The following is a 21,570-nucleotide window of genomic DNA, read 5'->3' on the forward strand; positions in this document are numbered from 1 at the left end:
GAGTAATGTTACAGCCAAAACGTACAAAATTCCGTAAAATGCACAAAGGCCGCAACCGCGGTTTAGCGCAAAACGGTAACAAAGTAAGCTTCGGTACTTTCGGATTGAAAGCTACTGGCCGTGGCCGCATGACTGCTCGTCAAATCGAAGCAGCTCGTCGTGCTATGACGCGTCACGTGAAACGTCAAGGTAAAATCTGGATCCGTGTCTTCCCTGACAAACCGATTACAGAAAAACCTCTTGAAGTTCGTATGGGTAAAGGTAAAGGTTCTGTTGAATATTGGGTTGCTGAAATTCAGCCTGGTAAAGTACTTTACGAAATGGAAGGTGTTTCTGAAGAGCTTGCTCGTGAAGCATTCGACCTTGCAGCTCGTAAACTGCCATTCAAAACAACTTTCGTAACTCGGACGGTAATGTGATGAAAGCAAGCGAACTAAAAGACAAAAGCGTAGAAGAGCTTAATGCTGAACTTCTAGGACTTCTTCGTGAGCAGTTTAACCTGCGCATGCAAGCAAGCACTGGTCAGTTAGCTCAGACACACACGCTAAGAACAGTACGTCGCGATATCGCGCGTGTAAAAACAATTATTAACCAGAAGGCAGGTCAATAATGAGCGATAAAATTCGTACTCTTCAAGGCCGTGTAGTTAGCGACAAGATGGAAAAATCTTTCACTATCGCAATCGCACGTTACGTGAAGCACCCAATCTATGGGAAATTCATTAAACGTACAACTAAGCTACACGTACATGACGAAAACAACACAGCAAAAGCGGGTGACGTAGTTACTATCCGTGAATGTGCACCAATTTCTAAGAATAAATCTTGGACTTTAGTAGACGTTGTTTCTAGTCCAAAACAAGCTTAATTTTTAATTAAGTTAGTTTTGTAAAAAAGCCCCGGCATTAGCTGGGGCTTTTTGTATTTAGTACCGCAGTAAAGTAACTTATTGATAATTTTTAGACCGACAATACACCTTTTAAATGAACTAAACCTGCCCAGTTATACTCATAAAGTAAGCTGTTCACAGGGAGTTGATGTGTTGAAAGGTAACTATAAAGCGTGGGGTATATCAATTGGTTTACATATTGTTGTTATTTATTTGGTTTCGAGGCAAACGATTGAGATAGCACAACCATACGCAGGCAAAGTGATAAAAGCGTATGTAATGGTGGACCTTACAGCATTACCCAGTAATACAAAAAGTAAACAGCCGAATGCTTCACTCCCTGAAAATGATACCGAGCTTGATGCAAGTGAGTTAACACCTAAGCCGCTTAAAGGGCATGACTTTGAGAATGCTCAGCAATTAAAATTAAATTTACCAGAGAATGCCACTCAGACAAGTAAAAGCATTGCCATAAGTACTGATAGAAAAAAGCATAATGTAAATAAAGCCGCGATTGAGCCTAAAAAAAATAAGGTTAATTCAAAAACTCAGCAGCAGCCATTTAAAAAAATTGATCCATACGCATCAATAACTCCGTTTTCAATTTCCAGTAATGCTATTGTATCCTTTGATTTCCCGCAGATAGCAACTTCGCCAAAGAGCAAAAATCATCAACACATAACGGTTCCAATTGAGCATTCTAGTGATTTAAAATCAGCGGTATTGTGGCAAAGCGCAGATGGTAGTCAGCGGGTGGAAATGTACAAAGGTATGTGCTACAAGATTGATTTTAATGGTGTTATGGGTAAAGCAGGCTTGCCAACAGGATCGCCAAGGCCATGCAAAGATAACGATCGTATTCTATATAATAAAATAATGGATAAGTGGAACGCTAAAAAGCCTATTAAGTAGTGTGTTTAAACTTTATTAAGAGGCTTAATTAATAAATGCTTTTTAGAAAAAGCGGCAACGACAACGGATAGCAAAATACAAAGCGTGGAGCCTACAATTAAAAAGCGGTTTTCAATCCGGCTAACTTGCCTCTCACCTAAAATTTGGTAAATAACATCACCTTCAATAAATTGCTCGCCTTGGTAGTGCTGACTGACGTTGAACGCTACAAAATCGCCTAATTTGGCCTGATAAGTAAAGTAAGTCTCTGGGTAGAAAATTTCATAGGTTGCGCATAACCACATTACGAGACCAGTAATAAGCATAATTAAACTTACAAACAGCCTTTTTTTAATCTGTGTGCTTTGTAATGTTTTTGATGGTAAATACTTATCTAAACACGTTTTGCCATAGCAAAGTTCGAGCTTTTCAATTACCTCAGCGGACGGAATAAATTGTCCATTTTCAAGCTTAGATAAGTAAGATTGTTGAATACCAATCTCGCGTGCAGCAAATGCTTGCGTCCATTTTTTATTTGCTCTTAATTGCTTTAGTTCAATTCCTAGCGACAAGTTTCTTCCTTACCTTGTTTAATGCTCATCTATTTATTATCGCTAAAAATGGTGTGTTTAAATAGCCCAATAAGCAATATTCATTACTATGAATTAAAAGAATATTATGAATATTAATAAGTTAAGTTTTAATAGGTGATAAATTGGTTATGCTAGGCAGACTAAATAATAAAGGAGTATAACGAATGAAAATGTACTTTTATAAAGCGGTAATGGGGATTACTTTTGGGTTTTTATCCTCAGCGTGTATTGCAGAGCCAGTATTTGCGATTAAAGCCACTATTTACAAGCTAGAGAGTAAAATAACTATAGACAGCAAAATAGATGAAACATTAAAAAATTTACAACCGATTCACCAACCTCAGTTATTAGCTAACTTAAATAAAAGCGCATTAATAGAAATAGGCGACGGTGAGCAGCTAACAGCACTTGAGGTAAAAACAAATGAACAAGGAAGTTTTTATAATGCGAGCATGAAGCTCAAAGAAAAAGTAGATAGCGATTGGCAGTCTATTACGTCTTTCATGCCTAATATTCCCAATGGGCAAACTGTATATTTTAGCCGCACATTTACAGACAGCGTATGGGTGATTAAATTAACGGGAAAGCGCTATGAGTCTATTGCACTTGGTCAGGCGAGTTTTAAATAGCCTCAACCTTGGCTGAGGCTATATTTTCTACCAAATCATTTCTACAAATTCAGGGTAGTCGATAAACGGATTACGGTTACCTTGAAATTCAAATGCTGCTTGGTTTCGATCTATTTCCATTTGGCTAACAGGGTCTGCGTTATGCCAGTTGATTAACATGGCAACAACCCAGCTTTCAAATACCTGCGAACTGGTGCCGTTAAGAACGGCATTACTTGCAGTGGTATTATTTTGCCACGTCCCAATCACATTTTCATAGCGTGTAGCCATGTAAAAATAGGCACGGGCAAAGTCACCTTTAAACTCATCAATGGGTTCAAACACTGTGCCCGTGTAATTAATGGCACTACTTGCAGAGCCTAACTTACTGCCATTAGTTGATGTAAACGTGGCGCTTGCCACTTCACCAAACGGAAAGTTGCTGCGTTTAGAGTTTACATAGCCATCGGTTGCATAAATATGATGAACATCTGAGTTCATAGGCTCATTTGTACCGCCAAACCAACTTTTAGGGAACGAATGCTCGCGGTTGTAACAACCACCTTCGCCACTGTAATTGCCACATTGATCGCTAACGGCTGTGTATGTGTAGCTATCGTTACCATTTGGCTTTTCACTGTACATATCTAAAATACTATTATCGTTTTCAAAGTATGTATCGCGAGCCGATGAATCATAAAAGTTCCATATTGCAGAGTACCCCTGCGAGCTATGATTATTAATGATGTTATAAAGCTCAGTTTTTAATGCGTAACCGGTTAGGCCTTGTGCTGTAACATAATAACCTGTTGGTGTTGTAGGGGTGCCACCAGAGCCACCGCCAAGCGAAAATGAAGTACTTTCAGCGTTGCTGAAGCTTGCGCCACTTGCCAGGGTTGCCCCACCACTAGTAAGTGCATAACTACCGCTACCAAAACTACAACAGATACCATCACCGTAGCTGTCGTTAATAGTAAAGGTATAGGCGCCATCACCTAAACACAGTGCTTCGTTATATTGTGTATTAGACGCATAGCCACTCCCGCTTGCAACTGTATTACCTTGGTTATTATTAATAGCCCAGCTTGTTTCGCTACCATAATTATCTGTCGTCAGACTAAAAGAGAGACTATTGCCCGAGCAACTCCCAGAGCTACTGTCGTTACTTGTAGGTAGAAAATTATCTACATAGACAAGTTCATTGCCATCAAAGCCACTGACATCATAAAAGCGTAGGCCAACATTAATGGTTTTATTGCTACTTGCTGTATAGCTGTGGCTAATTGTTTGCCATTGATTAGTTAGCGTATTATTGGAGTAGCCTTGGTAACCATCTACGAATAAACGGGCTTTAATTTTTCCTTCTGTGTGGTAAACATCAGTTGAAAACGCATAGGTTTTTCCTGCTTCTACCGTTATTTGTTGTAATAAATCGGTGTTAGCCTGAGAGCCTGTGGTTACATTAACTGCTGCTGCACTATTACCTGTTTTAACAATATTTGTTGAGCGCGATAGGCTAATACCGCTATCTATTGTGCTCCACGCGTCAGGTGTATTGCCTGACCATTGCTCAAAACTGCCATTTTCTACATTTGCCATTACCGGAAGTGTGCCAAGTAATAAGGCTGTTCCGAATAGTTTATTTTTATATGTCCCGTGTGACATGATTGTTCCTATTTTTATAATGAGTGAATAATATACATTACTTTGTTTAGGTTACAAAATTGTTAATTTAAAATTTAATAAAAAGCAATAATCGCTCTTTAATCTGTTTTTTTAGGTGTTTTTTAAAATTAATAACTAAATGGAATATCAAAGCAGATTCTATTCTTTTTTGATAAGTCGATAGCCCGTTATCCTGCACAGTAAGAAAACCTCAGCAAACTTATATCGGCTGAGGAAAAACTCATTTTTAACAATACACGGTGTGTGTTGTGCTTAATTTTCAGGGTTATGGGGAATCGATTCATGTTGTTAGGTCAACTAAATGCTGCGGCAAGCCCGCTATCGCAAGAGCAAGTTCAAAAGCTGCAAGGTTTAGTGGCTGAGCTTAATCCAATACAACAAGCGTGGGTAAGTGGTTACTTAGCAGCTAATGCAAATGCTTCAGCACTTGGTATGCCTACGGCTGGCACATCAGTAACGGGCGATGCAGCAGTATTAACTATTTTATATGGCTCACAAACGGGTAATGCAAAAGGTGTTGCAACCCAAATGAAAGAGCAAGCTGAATCGCGTGGTTTATCAGCCAAATTAGTGAGTATGTCTGATTACAAACCAACGGCCCTGAAAAAAGAAAAGTTTTTAACCGTTGTTGTATCGACTTACGGTGAAGGTGAACCGCCTGAAGATGGCGAAACGTTGCACGCATTTTTAGCCACTAAAAAGGCCCCTAAACTCGACGGTGTTAAAATAGCTGTCATTGGTCTAGGCGATTCTAGCTATGAGTTTTTCTGCCAAACAGCAAAAGATTTTGAAGAGCGTTTAAATAAGTTAGGCGCTGAGTCAGTTTACCAACGCGCTGATTTAGATGTTGACTACGAAGAAGAAGCTGCAACATGGATTCAAGGCGCACTGGATGCATTTGAACCAGATTTAAAAGCGCAACAGGGTAACGCAGGTGGACAAGCCGCGGTTATGCCATTTGGTGCACCAACACCTGCAGCTAGCCAGTACACAAAGCAAAATCCATTTGAAGCCGAATTATTAGCCGTTCAAAAAATTACCGGGCGTGATTCAACAAAAGATGTACGCCATGTAGAAATTTCGCTTGAAGGCTCTGATATCACTTACACACCGGGCGACTCACTGGGTGTATATTTTTTAAATGATGAGGCGTTAGTTGATGAAGTGCTAGAACTTACCCAAATTGATGGTTCAAGTCGCGTTAAAGTTGCGAATGAAGAATTGAGCGTGCGTGATGCGCTTATCGAAAAATTAGAGCTAACGCAGTCATATCCAGGTTTTGTTGAAAAATACGCAACAGCAATAGGCACGCCTGAGCTACTTAAGCTAGTTGAAGATAAAGCTGCAATGCGTGCTTACATTGAGCCACGCCAAATATTTGATGTTATTCGTCAAAATCCAGCAAAACTAGATGCACAAACATTAGTTGATTGCTTACGTAAGCTTCAGGCTCGTTTATATTCTATAGCGTCTAGCCAAAGCGAAGTTGAAGACGAAGTGCATTTAACGGTTGGACTTGTTGAGTTTGATACTTTTGACAGCGAGCACTTAGGTGGTTGTTCTGGTTATTTAGCGCGTCGTGCTGAAGAAGGCTGCAAAGTAAAAGTATTTAGCGAACATAATGACAACTTCCGTTTACCGGCTAACGATGAAACACCTATTATCATGGTGGGTCCGGGTACTGGTATTGCGCCATTCCGCGCATTTTTACAAGAGCGTGACTCGCGTGAAGCACAGGGTAAAAACTGGCTGTTTTTTGGTAACCCACACTTTACTCAAGACTTTTTATACCAAGTAGAAATTCAAGGTTATTTAAAGTCAGGTTTACTTAATAAAGTAGATGTTGCATTTAGCCGTGACCAAGCCGAAAAAATCTATGTACAAGATAAGCTTCGCAAAAACTCAAAAGACATTTTTGAGTGGTTAGAAGCTGGCGCTCACTTTTATGTATGTGGAGACGCAAACCGTATGGCAAAAGATGTACATCAAGCATTGGTTGATATCATTAAAGAAAATACGGGTAAAAATGATGAAGACGCAGAACAATATTTAAAAGACCTGCGTAGCGCAAACCGCTATCAGAAAGACGTGTATTAATCACGTTTCTTATTTTATTAACAGCTAACAGCCGTCACTGTAACAAATTTAGGATTTAAAATGAGCGAACAAGATAAAAACGTAAAGCTTTCTGATAACGAGCGTTTGAAAAGAGAAAGTAACTTTTTACGAGGCACTATAGAGCAAGACTTAAAAGATGAAATTACCGGTGGTTTTACAGCCGATAACTTCCAACTTATACGTTTTCACGGTATGTATCAGCAAGATGATCGCGATATACGCCCAGAGCGTGCAAAGCAAAAATTAGAACCGCTGCATAACGTAATGCTACGTGCGCGTATGCCTGGCGGTATTATCAAGCCAGAGCAGTGGTTAGCAATCGATAAGTTTGCTGATGATAAAACCAGCTACGGCAGCATTCGTTTAACTACGCGTCAAACGTTTCAGTTCCATGGTGTTTTAAAGCCAAATATTAAAGGCATGCACCAAATGCTAAATAGCGTGGGCATTGACTCTATTGCTACCGCAGGTGATGTAAACCGTAATGTGCTGTGTACTACTAACCCTGTTGAGTCTGAGCTACACCAAGAAGCGTATGAGTGGGCTGCAAAAATTTCAGAGCATTTATTACCAAAAACAAAAGCGTATGCTGAAATTTGGTTAAACGGCGAAAAAGCAGAAACGACAGAAGAACCTATTTTAGGTTCTAACTACTTACCGCGTAAGTTTAAAACCACGGTTACTATTCCGCCTAACAACGAAGTCGATGTGCATGCGAATGACTTAAACTTTGTTGCTATTGCTGAAGATGGCAAGCTTGTTGGCTTTAACGTACTTGTAGGTGGTGGCCTTGCTATGACCCACGGTGATACGGCTACGTATCCGCGTAAAGCTGACGACTTTGGTTTTATCGCGCTAGAAGACACCTTAAAAATTGCTGAGCACGTTGTATCAGTGCAGCGCGATTGGGGTAACCGCTCTAACCGTAAAAATGCAAAAACTAAATACACACTAGATCGTGTTGGGTCTGACGTATTTAAAGCAGAAGTAGAAAAACGCGCGGGTGTAAACTTTGCACCTAGCCGCCCATATGAATTTACTCATCGAGGCGACCGTATTGGTTGGGTAGAAGGCATTGATGGTAAGCACCACCTTACGCTATTTATTCAAAGCGGCCGTATTTTAGATTACCCAGATAAGCCACTTAAAACAGGGTGTCGTAAAATTGCAGAAGTTCACCAAGGTGATATGCGTATGACGGCAAACCAAAATTTAATTATTGCCGGTGTACCTGCAGATCAAAAAGCAGTGATTGAAGAAATTGCTCGTAACCATGGTTTGATTGACGACGGTGACACAGAGCAACGTAAAAACTCAATGGCGTGTGTGGCATTACCTACATGCCCGCTTGCAATGGCCGAAGCTGAGCGTTACTTACCAAGCTTAATTGAAAAAACTGAAGCTTTACTCGCTAAACACGGGATACCAGACGATAGCATTATTATGCGCGTTGTAGGTTGTCCTAATGGTTGTGGCCGCGCAATGCTTGCAGAAGCAGGGCTGGTAGGTAAAGGGCCTGGTAAATACAACGTTTACTTAGGCGGTAACCTTGAAGGTACACGCATTCCTAAACTGTACCTTGAAAACGTAGGTGAAGATGTTTACCTAGAGGCGTTTGATAAGCTAATTGGCCAGTGGGCAAGTGAGCGAAACGACGGTGAATGTTTTGGTGACTTTGTAATTCGCAAAGGCATTGTTGCTGAAGTAAAAGTATCAGTAACCGATTTTCACGCATAATTAGATACCAGCGCTTGGCGCTGGTGAGGCTTGGAATTTTCCATGAGTGAATTTAAAAATATATTACAGCTAGATAAACAAAGCCAAGCGGCTATGTTAGCTGATGCTAATGGTGTATTAGCAAATATGAGCGCAGAGCAACGTGTTGCGTGGGCGCTTGAAAATTTACCCGATACCGCGTTTCTATCGTCAAGCTTTGGGATTCAAGCTGCGGTGATGTTGCATTTAATGACAACCCAACGCCCAGACATTCCTGTTGTATTAACAGACACTGGTTATTTGTTCCCTGAGACGTACCAGTTTATTGAGCAAATGAGCGAGCGTTTGTCACTTAATTTAAAAGTGTACAAGGCGCAGCTGAGCCCAGCATGGCAAGAAGCTAAGTTTGGAAAGTTATGGGAGCAAGGTGAGGACGGTATTAAGCAATATAATCAGCTTAATAAAGTTGAGCCAATGACTCGCGCTTTAAAAGAAATTGAAGCGGGTACCTGGTTTAGTGGTTTACGTCGCGATCAATCTTCTACTCGTGCAGATAAGCAGTTTGTAGAAATAAGCCGTGGTACGGTAAAAGTGTACCCGATTATTGAATGGTCAAACCGCGATGTATATCAATACCTAACTAAGCATGACTTACCTTACCACCCATTATGGGAGCAAGGGTATGTATCAATGGGCGATGTACACACTACACGCAAACTAGAGCCGGGCATGACTGAAGAAGAAACCCGCTTTTTTGGTTTAAACCGTGAATGCGGTCTTCATATGGATGGTGATGGTATTTAGTACCTTAACGCTTTATTTAACCGCAATTAAACGCAGCTTAGGCTGCGTTTTTTATTATCTAAATTTAGATAATAAAATTGCCAGTGAGTGCTTTATTCACTAATATTATATTAAAGGAACAAACAAAGCAGGAACGCTATGAAATACTTTACCTATTTAGCAATATCAGTGATGGTAATTGCTGTCATATCATTATTTTATTTAAAAAAGCCAGACGGCCAACCTTGGCTTTCAGGTTCAACTATCAGCAAAGAAACCCAGCAAATTAAAGAGCAAATGGTTGCGTTATCAACCAATACGCTAAATCAAGCTGTAAAAGGCATTCACGAGGCTGGCGATAAAGTGACGAGTAGCATTTCAAGCAACAGCTCAACGATTACCTCTTCAAGTACTATTTATAAGTGGCAAGATGAAACAGGCCAATGGCATTATTCAGATAGCCCTAACCCTCATGGTAAAAGCATAGAGTTAACCCTCAACCCTGAGGATATAACCGTGATTGGTGCAGAAGATACTTCTATTTTAAACTTAGAGTCTAGTACTAGTGAGATGTCAGCTAATACGCAAACCCCTTCAATATTAAATCCTGAATCGATTAAAAAGCTGTTTGAAGATGCAGAAAACATCGAAAAAAAATTAGAAAAACGTAATAAAGAAATTAATAACTTAAGTGTACTTTAAGCGCTATTCATGAGTATGAGAGCGGGTATAACGTTTTTCAGCTTCCATTAGTAAAATGGTTAAATATATTTTGGTGGGTAGTGACAAGAGTATACCCACAGCGATGCAAGCTGCAGATGCAATAATGCCGTTAATACCAAATTGCTCATTAAATCCATTAGATATGATAAGTGTATGGCCTGTAACTATAAGGCATAAGCCAAGTACAATAGATGTTTTAAGTACTCTAATAATCGTTACATGCGACATAATGCCTCCACTGGTTATGGTGCCAGTGTAATAGGCTATGTGTTTTGTATATTGATACAGCGCAATAATAAGGCAGTTATAAAAAAGGCCTCATGGTTGTAACCATAAGGCCTATGAGTCATTCACTACGCAGCTTAGTTAAGCATGTTACGCAGTACATATTGTAAAATACCGCCATGCTTGTAGTAATCCCACTCTTTAGGAGTATCAATACGTACATCGGCTTTTACGCTTGTTTTTTTGCCTTCGGCATTGGTTGCTATCAGTGTAATCTCGTCGGTTTTATCGTAAAGACCTTGAATATCAAACTCTTCTTGGCCAGTTAAACCATGCGACTCATAGCTTTCACCCTCTTTAAATTGTAATGGCAGTACACCCATTCCAATTAAGTTAGAGCGGTGAATACGTTCATAGCTTTGTGCAAAAACAGCTTTCACACCTAGCAACAACGAACCTTTTGCAGCCCAATCGCGTGACGAGCCAGTACCATATTCTTTTCCGGCTAAAATAATAAGCGGTGTATCATTTTTTTGATATGCCATAGCTGCATCATAAATACTTTCTAAGCTATTATCTGGTTGCGTGCGTGTTACACCGCCTTCAGTGCCCGGTGCTAACAAGTTTTTAAGTCGTACGTTAGCAAAGGTGCCACGCATCATTACTTCATGGTTACCTCGGCGAGAGCCGTAAGAATTAAACTGTGCTTTTTCTACATTGTGCTCTTGTAGATAAAGACCAGCAGGTGCATCCGCTTTAATCGCGCCTGCAGGAGAGATGTGATCGGTTGTTACCGAGTCTCCTAGCTTGGCTAAACAGCGAGCCCCTTCAATGGTAGGAATACCCGGTGGCTCTACGGTCATGCCATCAAAAAATGGTGCTTTTTTAATATAGGTAGATGCGTCGTTCCAATCATACAACTTACCATCAGGTATTTGAATTTGTTGCCAGCGGCTATCGCCTTCATAAACATTGGCGTAGCTTGTTGCAAACATCTCTTTGGTAACCGTTTCTTTTACTAAGTCGCTAACCTCTTTCACACTTGGCCAAATGTTTTTAAGGTAAATATCGTTACCGTTTTCATCTTGTGCAAGGGGCTCGTTATAAACATCTATGTCTGTTCTACCTGCAATTGCGTAGGCAACAACCAAAGGAGGAGAGGCTAAAAAGTTCATTTTAACATCTTGGTGTATACGCCCTTCAAAATTTCGATTACCCGATAAGATAGAGCTGACTACCAGCTTGTGTTTTTGAATAGCTTGTGAGATTTCATCAGCCAGCGGTCCTGAGTTGCCTATACACGTAGTACAACCGTAACCGACTAAATTAAAACCTAGGCTTTCTAAGTCGTCCATTAACCCCGCTTTTTCTAAGTAGTCGGTAACTACTTTTGAGCCAGGTGCCAGTGATGTTTTAACCCAAGGTTTAACGTTAATACCTAGTTGTTTTGCTTTTTTAGCCACAAGGCCTGCGGCTAAAATAACACTTGGATTAGACGTGTTGGTACAGCTTGTTATAGCTGCAATAACGCATGCACCGTCGTTAAGTTCAAACTCTTGGCCTTTATAGTTAACTTTTGCCGCCCCCATAAATTGTGCTTCGTTTACAGGTTCATCAGGGTTGGTTGTTGGGCCTTCGCTTTCAATACGCGATTGCTCGTCATCACTTTTATCTCGATGTGCTATACGCTCTTCTTGAAAACCTTTTAGGTGCTGAGAGATTTCCTCGCCGGCTTTGTTAAGCGCTATTCTATCTTGTGGGCGTTTTGGGCCTGCAAGGCTTGGTACAACATCATCGAGCTTCAGTTCTAGTGTGTCGGTATAGCGAGCTTCGTCGCCATCGTTACGCCACAAGCCTTGGTGTTTTGCATAATCTTCAATAAGCTTTAGTTGGTCTTCATCACGGTTGGTAAGACGTAAATAATTAATCGTTTCGTCATCAATTGGAAAAATACCACATGTAGCACCATATTCAGGTGCCATGTTAGCAATGGTTGCTCTATCGGCAAGGGGGAGATCTGCAAGGCCGTCGCCATAAAATTCTACAAATTTACCCACCACGCCGTGGTTACGCAAAATTTCAGTTACCGTGAGTACTAAATCAGTTGCTGTTGTGCCTTCTGGTAATCGGCCATTAAGCTTCATGCCAACTACCTGTGGAATAAGTAAGCTAATAGGCTGGCCAAGCATTGCAGCTTCAGCCTCAATGCCGCCTACACCCCAGCCAAGTACGCCTAAGCCATTAATCATGGTTGTGTGCGAGTCAGTACCAACCAGTGTATCGGGGTAGGCAAACTTTTTACCATTGCTATCTTCGTTAAAAATAACGCGAGCCAGGTATTCTAAATTAACTTGGTGAACAATGCCGGTTGCGGGTGGTACCACTTTTAAATTATCAAATGCCGTTTGGCCCCAGCGTAAAAATTCGTATCGTTCTTTGTTGCGGTCGTATTCAAGTTTCGCATTTAAATCAAAGGCACCATCATTTCCATAGCCGTCAACTTGTACTGAATGGTCTATTACGAGTTCGGCCGGTGACAGTGGGTTTATTTTTGCAGGATCTCCGCCGAGCTTTTCCATTGCATCTCGCATTGCAGCTAAATCAACAATGGCAGGTACGCCAGTAAAATCTTGCATTACTACTCGTGCAGGGGTAAATGCAACTTCAGATGATGGTTTTGCTTTTGGGTCCCAATTTAATAGCGCATTAATGTCTTGTTCTTTGATGTTTTCGCCGTCTTCGTTGCGCAGCAAATTTTCTAGCAAGACTTTTAAGGAGAAGGGGAGTCGTTTTGCTTTGTCGCCAAGCCCTTTTAGAGAATGAATATTATATTGCTCACCATTAATTGTGAGCTCATGTTGGGTATCGAAACTATTTTTCATTATTTTGCCCCTTCTTAACTAATTAAATTTTTTGAAAAGTAACCTCTGTAATTACGCAGTTGCAAAGTGCATACCATGATAAATGAGTATTAAATAGCTGCATTTATGTGCAGCTGTAATAGGAAGTAAGGTGTTAAATTATGAGTTCAATAAACCATCTATGACAACGAAAAAGCACGTTGTTCAGCTGGCCTATTCAGTTAGTTTAGCCAGCCTTGTTGTTTCCCTTTTATACTTAAATAAATAAGCGCTAAGGCAATAAAAACTACCATAAGTGGCATTACAACCGAGCTTATTCCTAGCAAGGCAATGCTATCAATTATAAAAAAGTTGTAGTACTGCTGTATAATTATCGCGCCGAGCGATAAAGCAAAAGTAGGTGTTGCAAGCGATTTCTTAGCAAGTAAAAAAATGCAGCCTAAAGCACCACCAAAAACGGCAACGGCGAAAGCAATGGTGGCCCATATTGGGGTGTTTGAATATGCAGCTTGTTGATCTAATGGTAGTTTACTGATCATATCTGGGCTTGTCATTATGTGCATAATGAATGCTATAACGCCCAATAAATTCCATATAAGAGCAGCCCAAGCGACGGGTTTAAACCAGTTTTTAGGTGTGTGAGATGACATGTGTAACCTTGTTTTTTATTATTATTAACAAGGTTATTAAAGAGTAAAAAAGCCAACTATACAAGTTGGCTTTTTTATAATGCGATTTGTAAGCTTACCCAAATGAAATAGGACGACGCCCTGTTTTTTCATCGACCTTTGGCTTTTTAGTGCGCTTACGTTTACTTTTTGCTGGTTGGCTTTCAGGCGGTGAAATGTTTTGTTTGGGTTCAACCGGTGTTTGTTCACTTGGTCTTTGTGCTGGTGTTGCATCTTCACTCAGGGAGAGTTGAAAGAGCTCGCCATCAAATTCCAGTACATCACCACTGTATAATTTTTTCCGCTTTATTGTACAAATTTCATAGTTAACACCCACATAGCCTTCGGCGATTAGGTTTTTAGCTTGGCCGCCACCTTCAACTAAATTAAGTACTTTTAATAATTTACAGAGCTCTATCGGCTCTTCTTCTAGTTCGATTTCTATGTATTCTTCGTTCATTGTTACTCTCGGTGGAGGCTTGCATAGGCTGTAGTATAAAGGCATAGGGCCAATTATGCACCAAACCAAATCACTCAAATTTACGTATTAGTTATTTTTTAAAAAATGACTCACTTTAAAAAAACTGAAGTATTTATTAGTTAAGCTCCGGCGAGTCATGTTTGTAAGTGGCTTACTAATTGCTATAGCTGTGTCGAATTTAGAATACATAGAATCATGGAGTAAAAAATGGGCGTAAGATTAGCAATGAGAAAAGAGCTAATGGGCTTAAATCATTCAGACATGTTAACTGCCGATGACGTTAGGGAACACCTTAGTAAATCAATAAAAAAGCACGACCAAAAACCTGAACGCGGGTTTTCGGTTATTTCAAAATTTAACGATACACACAGCCAGTTACTTAGTGGCAACACTAACAAAAAAAGCGTTTTGGAATTTGAACGTCACCGCTTATTCAAAGAAGTGTTATATACGCGTAAAAGTGTAGATGCTTGGTTAGATAATCAAATAAATTAATTTGCGATAAAGCAATACCTCTAATAGACTACAAGTGTAATCAAATGAGGTGACTATGAAAAAAGGATTTTTAATTTGTGTATTGGCATGTATGTTAGTTGCATGCCAGCAACCCACTGTTTATGTTTTTAGTGAAAACTTGCAAGATGAACAACGTAACCAGCTTGATGCGGCGTTAAAAGCACAAATTCTTCCCTATGAATATGTAACGTTAGAAATCCCATCAGATTTTGGTGAAGCAACGTTGCTTTTATCAAGCGATAAAATTTATTCCAAAGAGACAGAACAACTTGCGTCCATAATGCAAGCGCTCGGGTATGAGCCACAAGTTAATTATACAAGTCGCTCAAACCATTTTTATGGTGATGGCAATATAGGTTTTTATTTAAAAAATACAGCTGAAAATGCTGATTTTGTAATGCCTAAACAGTTACGAACAACTCAATGCAGTGAAGATAAGTACAATGATTTAATCGTTACCTTTACCAAAGAATACGCTGATTTTACTTTACCCAGTGGTGCAGTTGTGAGGTTGGGTTGGGAGTTTTTATATGGTTACGTTGTCATTTATTACAAAAATTATTCGCAAACTTATCGTCACTCGCAGCCACTTATAAATACGCCCTTTGGCGATAAACCATCAGATACTTACACGTTTACAGCCCATGTTAACAATCCTAGCTGGCTCGATTGCTCATTGCAGGTTGTTCATATGGACTGAGCTAACCGTGGTTTTCTATATAGTCACTGAGCTAACCGTGATTTTCTATATAGTCACTGAGCTTAGTTATTCGTTCACTCATACCTTCAATAATGCGGTCTTTAATTTTTTCTCTAATGACATTGGGTAACTGAGTGAGTGCTTCGGGGGTGATGGCAAGGACAATGGTATCGCTTTTAGCGCGAGCACTTGTACTGCGCTCTCTGTTATTTATAAATGCGCCTTCACCTATAAATTCGCCAGGCTCTATTGTGCCCAGTTCAAGTAAGTGATTATGCTTAAATACTAAAAGTGCGCCGCTAAGTACAATATACAATCGTTTATCGTTATCGAACTGTTTAAACAAAAATTGGTGCTGGCCAACTAAATACAATAGGCCATATGATTCTAATAAAATTTGACGCTCGTTAAGCGTAAATTCTTTAAAAAAATGTAGCCTGTTAATTATTTCCATTTGTTTGAACAATGGAATGTGTTCGATTAATTTCATTCGATATCAAAATTTAATGCACATTGTTAGCTAATATTGCGCTCTTTTAATTTTCGGGTCAATGTATTGCGACCCCAGCCTATTTTTATGGCGGCATCTTGTTTGTGACCCGAACAATTAGCAAGTGCTGTTTTAATTAAGCGTGTTTCTAGTTGTGCCTGTATGTCTGGCCAAATATTTTCTTTACCTTGTTTTAGTTCATTATTAAGCCATTGCTGAAAAGCATCCAGCCAATCACCTTCCTCTTGTATTGGTGTTACTTCAATAATTTCAGGGGGCAAATCTTGCTCTGTAACAAGCTCGCCTGGTGCCATAACCGTTAACCAACGACAAGTGTTTTCAAGCTGGCGAACATTGCCTGGCCAGTTAAATAAACGAAGTTGCTCGGTTGCTTTAGGGCTCAATACTTTGCTTTCTACTTGCAGATCTTTAGCGCTTTTATGTAAAAAGTGTTGCGCTAAGCGTTCAATATCTTCGGTGCGTTCACGTAAAGCAGGTAAATGAAGGCGTACTACATTTAAGCGATGGAATAAATCGTCCCTAAACTTACCTTGTTTAACTAAGTCTTCTAAGTTTTGATGTGTTGCGGCAATAATGCGTACATCAACTTTTATACTTTGATGACCACCAACACGGTAAAACTCTCCGTCGGCAAGTACGCGAAGTAAGCGTGTTTGCACATCTAAAGGCATATCGCCAATTTCATCTAAAAATAAAGTGCCGCCATTGGCTTGTTCAAATCGACCTTTTCGCACGGTATCTGCACCGGTGAACGCGCCTTTTTCATGGCCAAACAGCTCAGACTCGACTAATTCTTTAGGTATAGCAGCCATATTAAGGGCAATAAATTGGTTTTCTTTACGCGGGCTGTGATTGTGAAGTGCACTTGCAACGAGCTCTTTACCTGTGCCCGACTCACCATTAATCAAAACACTCATGCTAGATGCTGAAAGTTTACCTATTGCTCTAAAGACCTCTTGCATAGCGGGTGCTTCACCAATGATATGAGCACTTTTAGGGGGCGTTTGCTTACGTTTGGTTTTTTTTGTGGAATTTGCTCTAAATGCGCTTTCAACAAGTGCAACGGCTTCATTTAAATCGAATGGTTTAGCTAAGTACTCAAATGCCCCTTTTTGAAAGGCGTTCACTGCTGAATCTAGGTCTGAGTGCGCAGTCATTATTATTACTGGCAAGCCAGGGTTTTGTTCTGCGATGAGTTCAAGTAGGGCCATGCCATCCATACCGGGCATTTTCACATCCGATACTAAAACAGTAGGTTGACTAAACTTCAATGCATTAAGTACATCTTGCGCGTTGGCAAAGCTTTCTACATTAAAACCAGAGCGTTCAAGTGCTTTTTCAAGTACAAAACGAATTGATGCATCATCATCTACAAGCCAAACTGTTTTCATGGCAACTCCAAACATTAATCTGCAAAGGGCAGATAGATATTAAATTCAGTATGTCCAGGCCAGCTATCACATTCAATATAGCCATCGTGCTGATCAATGAGCGTCTGTGCAATCGAGAGTCCAAGCCCTGAGCCACCTTCTTTGTTGGTGATCATAGGGTAGAACAAGGTTTCACGTATGCTGTGATCTATGCCTGGTCCGTTATCAGATATTTGGATCAACAAGGCTTTTTTAGGTGCCTTACCTGGACGACGGTGTTGATGATTAATACGCGTTTTTATTTTTATCTCACCACCCTCAGTAAGCGCCTGCTGAGCATTACGAACAATATTTAAAACCACTTGTTGTATTTTACTCTGATCAATAAACACATTAGGGATACTAGGATCGTAATCTTTTTTTAATTCGATATTTGAACAATTATCGAGTGTGCTTAACTTCACTACCGACTCTAACGCTTGGTGTATATTAACGTAAGATTTTTGTGGCAGTTGGTTAGGCCCTAAAAGTCTATCTACTAGTTCACGTAATCTGTCTGCTTGCTCAATGATGAGCTCAGCGCATTGATTTCTTTCTTGCTGATCAACCTCATATTGCAATAATTGCGCCGCTCCGCGAATTCCACCTAAAGGATTTTTAATTTCGTGTGCCAAGCCTCTTATTAAGTTACGTGCTGCTTGGTATTGATGCATTTGATTTGAAGCTTGATCGTGCTTTATTTCATCGTCTGTTTGACGACATTCTAATAAAATATACGCAGTACCTTTAAAGTTAATTCGCCTTGAATTAACACTTACTTTGGCATGGCGAGAATCGCTAAAGACTACGTCAGCTCTGTGTTGTTGGCAATCAACGCCATCAATTAATGAAAACTGCGCGATGCGTTTTAAGTCAATTGAATGGTAATTAAAAAGGGTATCAAAGGGCTGTTCGAGTAAGCGTTTAGTGGCAAGCCCAAGTAACTCACTGGTACTGGTATTGGCATAAAAAACGGTAAAATTTTTATCGAGAAGCATAACTGCCGTTGTTTGATTTTGCCATATGGCATCAAGCAGTTCGGGGCTAAAATTTTTGTTATTAATCATGTTTGCACCATTTTAGTGCGCAGGTGTTTACAGGCCAGGTTTTATCTTAAATGAGCTGCTGCGCCTAAGTATTAAGTTTCGCTTTAATTGCTATGGATTTTGCCTTTTCTGCGCATATTAAATATACGTGGCTCGCTCACAGCGATAATTTGGTTTTTCTCGTTAAACAGTCTTACTTGAAGCATATGTTCACCGGCTTCAACATCAGCAATTGCAAATACTGAGTTATTTATTGCAGGGCCGTTTGCTTCTCCATTAACAAGCAATTGAATGGTATAGCCTGCTTTAAAGCTCGGCATTACGCGGCTGGTGACGTATATTGTGCCGGTATTTTCATGAATGGTTTGATTGTGCTCAGGTGACGTAATGGCAATACCAAACCCTGTTTTTTTAGTATGGGATTGGCTGCTGAGAGTCGCTATCTCTTTAGCGGGCATAGTTAAGCTCTGGCTAGAGAGTTTTACCTCTGTAGCACCTTTACGCGGTGTATCTGAAAACACTAAAACGCCGTTTTGATCTTTCCAAGCGTAAATTCTTTTTTCACCCGCATAACCATAATTACTTAATCCTAAAGTAATCATTAGCAATAAAATCTTACTATTCACACTGCTACCCTGCAATTTTTATGATTGCTTAACTTTAGTGGAGTTTGATTTAATTTACCATTAAAAAAGCCCGCTAAGCGGGCTTGAGAACACACATTCTTTTACAGTGTCACATTAACAGCTGTAGTACATTTCGAACTCAACTGGGTGAGTTGTCATGTTAAGTTTTTCAACTTCTTGGCCTTTAAGTGCAATGTAAGCATCGATTAGGTCGTCAGTGAAAACACCACCTTGAGTTAAGAACTCGCGGTCAGCACTTAATGCATCTAGTGCTTCACCAAGTGAAGATGCAACTTGTGGAATTTCTGCTGCTTCTTCTGCTGGTAAGTCGTATAAATCTTTATCCATTGCATCGCCAGGGTGGATCTTGTTTTTGATACCGTCAAGACCAGCCATAAGCATTGCTGAGAAAGCAAGGTATGGGTTAGCTGTTGGATCTGGGAAGCGTACTTCGATACGACGACCTTTCGCAGATGGTACCACTGGAATACGGATTGAAGCAGAACGGTTACGTGCAGAGTATGCAAGCATTACTGGCGCTTCAAAGCCTGGTACTAAACGTTTGTACGAGTTAGTTGATGCGTTAGCAAATGCGTTAATAGCTTTAGCATGCTTGATAATACCGCCAATGTAGTAAAGCGCTTCTTCAGAAAGACCGCCGTATTTATCACCAGCAAATAAGTTAACACCGTCTTTAGCCAAAGACTGGTGGCAGTGCATACCAGAACCGTTATCACCAACAATTGGCTTAGGCATGAATGTAGCTGTTTTTCCGTATAAATGAGCCATGTTATGAATAACGTATTTCATTTCTTGGATTTCATCTGCTTTTAAAACCATAGTATTAAAGCGAGTTGCAATTTCGTTTTGGCCTGCTGTTGCTACTTCGTGGTGATGTGCTTCTACTACTTGACCTAGTTCTTCAAGTACTAAACAGGTAGCTGAACGCCAATCTTGTGAAGAATCTACAGGTGAACAAGGGAAGTAACCGCCTTTAACACCTGGACGGTGACCAGTGTTGCCGCCTTCATAATCTTTATCTGAGTTCCATGCCGCTTCTACAGCGTCAACTTTGTACATTGAACCAGACATGTCTGATTTGTATTTAACATCGTCAAAAAGGAAGAACTCTGGCTCTGGGCCAAATAATACGGTATCAGCAATACCTGTAGAGCGCATGTAATCTTCAGCACGTTTAGCAACTGAACGCGGGTCGCGCTCGTAACCTTGAAGTGTAGAAGGCTCTACAACGTCACAACGTACGATTAATGTTGTTTCTTCAGTGAAAGGGTCAAGTTTTACTGATTCAGCAACAGGCATTAAAACCATGTCTGATTCGTTTATGCCTTTCCAACCAGCAATTGAAGAACCGTCGAACATTTTACCGTCTTCGAAAAAATCTTCATCAACTTGGTGATGAGGAATAGATACATGTTGCTCTTTACCCTTTGTATCAGTAAAGCGTAAATCAATGAACTTAACGTCATTTTCTTTAATAAAATCTAAAACCGATTGTGACATGTGTCCTCCAACTATTGGGTTTTATTATTGCTGCATAATTGCTTTGGGATTTATTAAGCTGATTTTGTGCCATTTTTATAACTCTATGTTTATAGGTTAAAAAAACTTAGTTGCTACAATGTGGGGCATAAAACAGCACCATTATGGTGCAGTTAAATTCCACTTTGGTGCAGGCTATGTGCACTACAATTTGTTGTTAATTTAATCGCTCAAAATCAGCATAACCTAAATGTAAAAGAGTGCCAAAAATATCGTATAAATAGTGTAAACTGCATTTTTTAAAAAATAATGGCAATTTATTTCATATAATTGTCATATATAAAACAGATACTTAGTAAAAGTATTGAGAAAGTTTTGAAAATTGTATTGGATAAACTTTCATCCATGTCATTAATGAGGGATAATATGCGCCCTTTTAAATCCTATGCTTGGACATCTCGTGAAAACGCAGATGAGTGCGTAGATCTTGCAGGATCATTGAGAATTTAATTTCTCTGAGTAAATATATGAGCATCGAACAGTTAAGAAATATAGCGATTATCGCGCACGTTGACCACGGTAAAACAACTCTGGTTGACAAACTACTTGAGCAATCAGGTACATTAGAAACACGCGGCGGTAACGAAGAGCGCGTGATGGACTCAAACGACATTGAGAAAGAACGTGGTATTACCATTTTAGCTAAAAACACAGCTATCTCTTGGAATGACTACCACATCAATATCGTAGATACCCCGGGACACGCCGATTTCGGTGGTGAAGTTGAACGCGTACTTTCGATGGCTGACTCAGTATTATTACTTGTTGATGCTCAAGAAGGTCCAATGCCACAAACGCGTTTCGTAACGCAAAAGGCATTCGCGCAAGGCTTAAAGCCAATCGTCGTTATCAATAAAATTGATAAGCCAGGTGCACGCCCAGATTGGGTTATGGATCAAATCTTTGATTTATTCGATAACCTTGGTGCAACTGATGAACAGTTAGACTTTAAAGTAATCTA

General features: G+C 40.0%; 23 protein-coding genes. 12 read left to right on the plus strand and 11 right to left on the minus strand.

The window, feature by feature from the left end; translation table 11 throughout:
• The first annotated feature begins 5 nt into the window (after positions 1-5).
• The 4 genes from rplP (at position 6) to BCG07_RS06445 (ending at position 1,800) form a co-directional block, all read left to right on the plus strand.
• Complete coding sequence (gene rplP / locus BCG07_RS06430) at positions 6-419, plus strand: 50S ribosomal protein L16 (RefSeq protein WP_002957890.1); 414 nt, start codon at positions 6-8, stop codon at positions 417-419.
• Positions 419-610 (plus strand): 50S ribosomal protein L29, encoded by a 192-nt coding sequence (rpmC, locus tag BCG07_RS06435; protein WP_004588692.1) that lies wholly within the window; start codon positions 419-421, stop codon positions 608-610. The genes rplP and rpmC overlap by 1 nt, the downstream gene beginning before the upstream one ends.
• Positions 610-867: a 30S ribosomal protein S17 gene (gene rpsQ / locus BCG07_RS06440; protein WP_006791355.1), complete on the plus strand. Its 258-nt coding sequence runs from the start codon at positions 610-612 to the stop codon at positions 865-867. Before rpmC ends, rpsQ begins: the two co-directional genes overlap by 1 nt.
• Positions 868-1,038: 171 nt before the next feature.
• Complete coding sequence (locus tag BCG07_RS06445) at positions 1,039-1,800, plus strand: hypothetical protein (RefSeq protein WP_243531988.1); 762 nt, start codon at positions 1,039-1,041, stop codon at positions 1,798-1,800.
• A 5-nt stretch (positions 1,801-1,805) separates the two neighbouring features.
• On the opposite strand, the gene BCG07_RS06450 is transcribed toward BCG07_RS06445, so the two are convergent.
• Complete coding sequence (locus tag BCG07_RS06450) at positions 1,806-2,351, minus strand: helix-turn-helix domain-containing protein (RefSeq protein WP_243531986.1); 546 nt, start codon at positions 2,349-2,351, stop codon at positions 1,806-1,808.
• 185 nt (positions 2,352-2,536) lie between these two features.
• On the opposite strand from BCG07_RS06450, the gene BCG07_RS06455 reads away from it, so the two are divergent.
• Positions 2,537-3,001: a hypothetical protein gene (locus BCG07_RS06455; RefSeq protein ID WP_006791352.1), complete on the plus strand. Its 465-nt coding sequence runs from the start codon at positions 2,537-2,539 to the stop codon at positions 2,999-3,001.
• Between the two features lie 27 nt (positions 3,002-3,028).
• Here BCG07_RS06455 and BCG07_RS06460 read toward each other — a convergent pair whose 3' ends face one another.
• Complete coding sequence (locus tag BCG07_RS06460) at positions 3,029-4,645, minus strand: endonuclease (protein ID WP_243531984.1); 1,617 nt, start codon at positions 4,643-4,645, stop codon at positions 3,029-3,031.
• 303 nt (positions 4,646-4,948) lie between these two features.
• Here BCG07_RS06460 and BCG07_RS06465 point away from each other — a divergent pair, with 303 nt between their 5' ends.
• The 4 genes from BCG07_RS06465 to BCG07_RS06480 all read left to right on the plus strand — a co-directional run bounded on the left by BCG07_RS06465 (position 4,949) and on the right by BCG07_RS06480 (position 9,985).
• Positions 4,949-6,763 (plus strand): assimilatory sulfite reductase (NADPH) flavoprotein subunit, encoded by a 1,815-nt coding sequence (locus BCG07_RS06465; protein ID WP_243531982.1) that lies wholly within the window; start codon positions 4,949-4,951, stop codon positions 6,761-6,763.
• A 60-nt stretch (positions 6,764-6,823) separates the two neighbouring features.
• Positions 6,824-8,521, plus strand: coding sequence for an assimilatory sulfite reductase (NADPH) hemoprotein subunit (cysI, locus tag BCG07_RS06470; protein ID WP_010557646.1), 1,698 nt, complete (start codon positions 6,824-6,826; stop codon positions 8,519-8,521).
• A gap of 42 nt (positions 8,522-8,563) precedes the next feature.
• Positions 8,564-9,304: a phosphoadenylyl-sulfate reductase gene (locus BCG07_RS06475; RefSeq protein ID WP_006791348.1), complete on the plus strand. Its 741-nt coding sequence runs from the start codon at positions 8,564-8,566 to the stop codon at positions 9,302-9,304.
• 138 nt (positions 9,305-9,442) lie between these two features.
• Positions 9,443-9,985: a DUF4124 domain-containing protein gene (locus tag BCG07_RS06480; protein WP_243531980.1), complete on the plus strand. Its 543-nt coding sequence runs from the start codon at positions 9,443-9,445 to the stop codon at positions 9,983-9,985.
• A 3-nt stretch (positions 9,986-9,988) separates the two neighbouring features.
• On the opposite strand, the gene BCG07_RS06485 is transcribed toward BCG07_RS06480, so the two are convergent.
• The 4 genes from BCG07_RS06485 to BCG07_RS06500 all read right to left on the minus strand — a co-directional run bounded on the left by BCG07_RS06485 (position 9,989) and on the right by BCG07_RS06500 (position 14,220).
• Positions 9,989-10,234 carry a hypothetical protein gene (locus BCG07_RS06485; protein ID WP_243531978.1) on the minus strand — a complete coding sequence of 82 codons (246 nt, stop codon included), beginning with the start codon at positions 10,232-10,234 and terminating at the stop codon, positions 9,989-9,991.
• Between the two features lie 134 nt (positions 10,235-10,368).
• Complete coding sequence (gene acnA, locus BCG07_RS06490; RefSeq protein WP_243531976.1) at positions 10,369-13,113, minus strand: aconitate hydratase AcnA; 2,745 nt, start codon at positions 13,111-13,113, stop codon at positions 10,369-10,371.
• A 200-nt stretch (positions 13,114-13,313) separates the two neighbouring features.
• Positions 13,314-13,742, minus strand: coding sequence for a hypothetical protein (locus tag BCG07_RS06495; RefSeq protein ID WP_058429979.1), 429 nt, complete (start codon positions 13,740-13,742; stop codon positions 13,314-13,316).
• Between the two features lie 94 nt (positions 13,743-13,836).
• Complete coding sequence (locus tag BCG07_RS06500; RefSeq protein WP_243531974.1) at positions 13,837-14,220, minus strand: RNA-binding S4 domain-containing protein; 384 nt, start codon at positions 14,218-14,220, stop codon at positions 13,837-13,839.
• Between the two features lie 228 nt (positions 14,221-14,448).
• On the opposite strand from BCG07_RS06500, the gene BCG07_RS06505 reads away from it, so the two are divergent.
• Together BCG07_RS06505 and BCG07_RS06510 are read left to right on the plus strand one after the other, a co-directional pair.
• Positions 14,449-14,736 (plus strand): hypothetical protein, encoded by a 288-nt coding sequence (locus BCG07_RS06505; RefSeq protein ID WP_008127106.1) that lies wholly within the window; start codon positions 14,449-14,451, stop codon positions 14,734-14,736.
• Between the two features lie 55 nt (positions 14,737-14,791).
• Positions 14,792-15,457 carry a hypothetical protein gene (locus BCG07_RS06510; protein WP_243531972.1) on the plus strand — a complete coding sequence of 222 codons (666 nt, stop codon included), beginning with the start codon at positions 14,792-14,794 and terminating at the stop codon, positions 15,455-15,457.
• Between the two features lie 31 nt (positions 15,458-15,488).
• Here BCG07_RS06510 and BCG07_RS06515 read toward each other — a convergent pair whose 3' ends face one another.
• The 5 genes from BCG07_RS06515 to glnA all read right to left on the minus strand — a co-directional run bounded on the left by BCG07_RS06515 (position 15,489) and on the right by glnA (position 20,570).
• Complete coding sequence (locus BCG07_RS06515) at positions 15,489-15,947, minus strand: cyclic nucleotide-binding domain-containing protein (protein ID WP_243531970.1); 459 nt, start codon at positions 15,945-15,947, stop codon at positions 15,489-15,491.
• 26 nt (positions 15,948-15,973) lie between these two features.
• Positions 15,974-17,359, minus strand: a complete 1,386-nt coding sequence (ntrC, locus tag BCG07_RS06520) for a nitrogen regulation protein NR(I) (RefSeq protein WP_138740538.1) — start codon at positions 17,357-17,359, stop codon at positions 15,974-15,976.
• Between the two features lie 14 nt (positions 17,360-17,373).
• Positions 17,374-18,444 carry a nitrogen regulation protein NR(II) gene (gene glnL, locus BCG07_RS06525; RefSeq protein ID WP_008127000.1) on the minus strand — a complete coding sequence of 357 codons (1,071 nt, stop codon included), beginning with the start codon at positions 18,442-18,444 and terminating at the stop codon, positions 17,374-17,376.
• An 83-nt stretch (positions 18,445-18,527) separates the two neighbouring features.
• Positions 18,528-19,049, minus strand: coding sequence for a DUF4124 domain-containing protein (locus BCG07_RS06530; protein WP_279388986.1), 522 nt, complete (start codon positions 19,047-19,049; stop codon positions 18,528-18,530).
• Between the two features lie 114 nt (positions 19,050-19,163).
• Positions 19,164-20,570, minus strand: coding sequence for a glutamate--ammonia ligase (gene glnA, locus BCG07_RS06535; RefSeq protein WP_243531968.1), 1,407 nt, complete (start codon positions 20,568-20,570; stop codon positions 19,164-19,166).
• Between the two features lie 506 nt (positions 20,571-21,076).
• On the opposite strand from glnA, the gene BCG07_RS06540 reads away from it, so the two are divergent.
• Positions 21,077-21,570, plus strand: a 494-nt coding sequence (locus BCG07_RS06540; protein WP_286889381.1) for a GTP-binding protein, incomplete at its 3' end; no start/stop codon positions are given.

This window comes from Pseudoalteromonas sp. ESRF-bin5, assembly GCF_002632075.1.
GTDB classification, from domain to species: Bacteria; Pseudomonadota; Gammaproteobacteria; order Enterobacterales; family Alteromonadaceae; genus Pseudoalteromonas; species Pseudoalteromonas marina.

Excerpts from the sequence above, each read along its gene's own strand:
- BCG07_RS06460 (WP_243531984.1), bottom strand. The coding sequence starts at position 4,645 with ATGTCACACGGGACATATAAAAATAAACTATTCGGAACAGCCTTATTA.
- rpsQ (WP_006791355.1), top strand. The coding sequence starts at position 610 with ATGAGCGATAAAATTCGTACTCTTCAAGGCCGTGTAGTTAGCGACAAG.
- BCG07_RS06485 (WP_243531978.1), bottom strand. The coding sequence starts at position 10,234 with ATGTCGCATGTAACGATTATTAGAGTACTTAAAACATCTATTGTACTT.
- glnL (WP_008127000.1), bottom strand. The coding sequence starts at position 18,444 with ATGATTAATAACAAAAATTTTAGCCCCGAACTGCTTGATGCCATATGG.
- BCG07_RS06500 (WP_243531974.1), bottom strand. The coding sequence starts at position 14,220 with ATGAACGAAGAATACATAGAAATCGAACTAGAAGAAGAGCCGATAGAG.
- BCG07_RS06510 (WP_243531972.1), top strand. The coding sequence starts at position 14,792 with ATGAAAAAAGGATTTTTAATTTGTGTATTGGCATGTATGTTAGTTGCA.
- acnA (WP_243531976.1), bottom strand. The coding sequence starts at position 13,113 with ATGAAAAATAGTTTCGATACCCAACATGAGCTCACAATTAATGGTGAG.
- cysI (WP_010557646.1), top strand. The coding sequence starts at position 6,824 with ATGAGCGAACAAGATAAAAACGTAAAGCTTTCTGATAACGAGCGTTTG.
- ntrC (WP_138740538.1), bottom strand. The coding sequence starts at position 17,359 with ATGAAAACAGTTTGGCTTGTAGATGATGATGCATCAATTCGTTTTGTA.
- BCG07_RS06465 (WP_243531982.1), top strand. The coding sequence starts at position 4,949 with ATGTTGTTAGGTCAACTAAATGCTGCGGCAAGCCCGCTATCGCAAGAG.
- rpmC (WP_004588692.1), top strand. The coding sequence starts at position 419 with ATGAAAGCAAGCGAACTAAAAGACAAAAGCGTAGAAGAGCTTAATGCT.
- BCG07_RS06455 (WP_006791352.1), top strand. The coding sequence starts at position 2,537 with ATGAAAATGTACTTTTATAAAGCGGTAATGGGGATTACTTTTGGGTTT.
- BCG07_RS06480 (WP_243531980.1), top strand. The coding sequence starts at position 9,443 with ATGAAATACTTTACCTATTTAGCAATATCAGTGATGGTAATTGCTGTC.
- rplP (WP_002957890.1), top strand. The coding sequence starts at position 6 with ATGTTACAGCCAAAACGTACAAAATTCCGTAAAATGCACAAAGGCCGC.
- BCG07_RS06475 (WP_006791348.1), top strand. The coding sequence starts at position 8,564 with ATGAGTGAATTTAAAAATATATTACAGCTAGATAAACAAAGCCAAGCG.
- BCG07_RS06515 (WP_243531970.1), bottom strand. The coding sequence starts at position 15,947 with ATGAAATTAATCGAACACATTCCATTGTTCAAACAAATGGAAATAATT.
- glnA (WP_243531968.1), bottom strand. The coding sequence starts at position 20,570 with ATGTCACAATCGGTTTTAGATTTTATTAAAGAAAATGACGTTAAGTTC.
- BCG07_RS06495 (WP_058429979.1), bottom strand. The coding sequence starts at position 13,742 with ATGTCATCTCACACACCTAAAAACTGGTTTAAACCCGTCGCTTGGGCT.
- BCG07_RS06505 (WP_008127106.1), top strand. The coding sequence starts at position 14,449 with ATGGGCGTAAGATTAGCAATGAGAAAAGAGCTAATGGGCTTAAATCAT.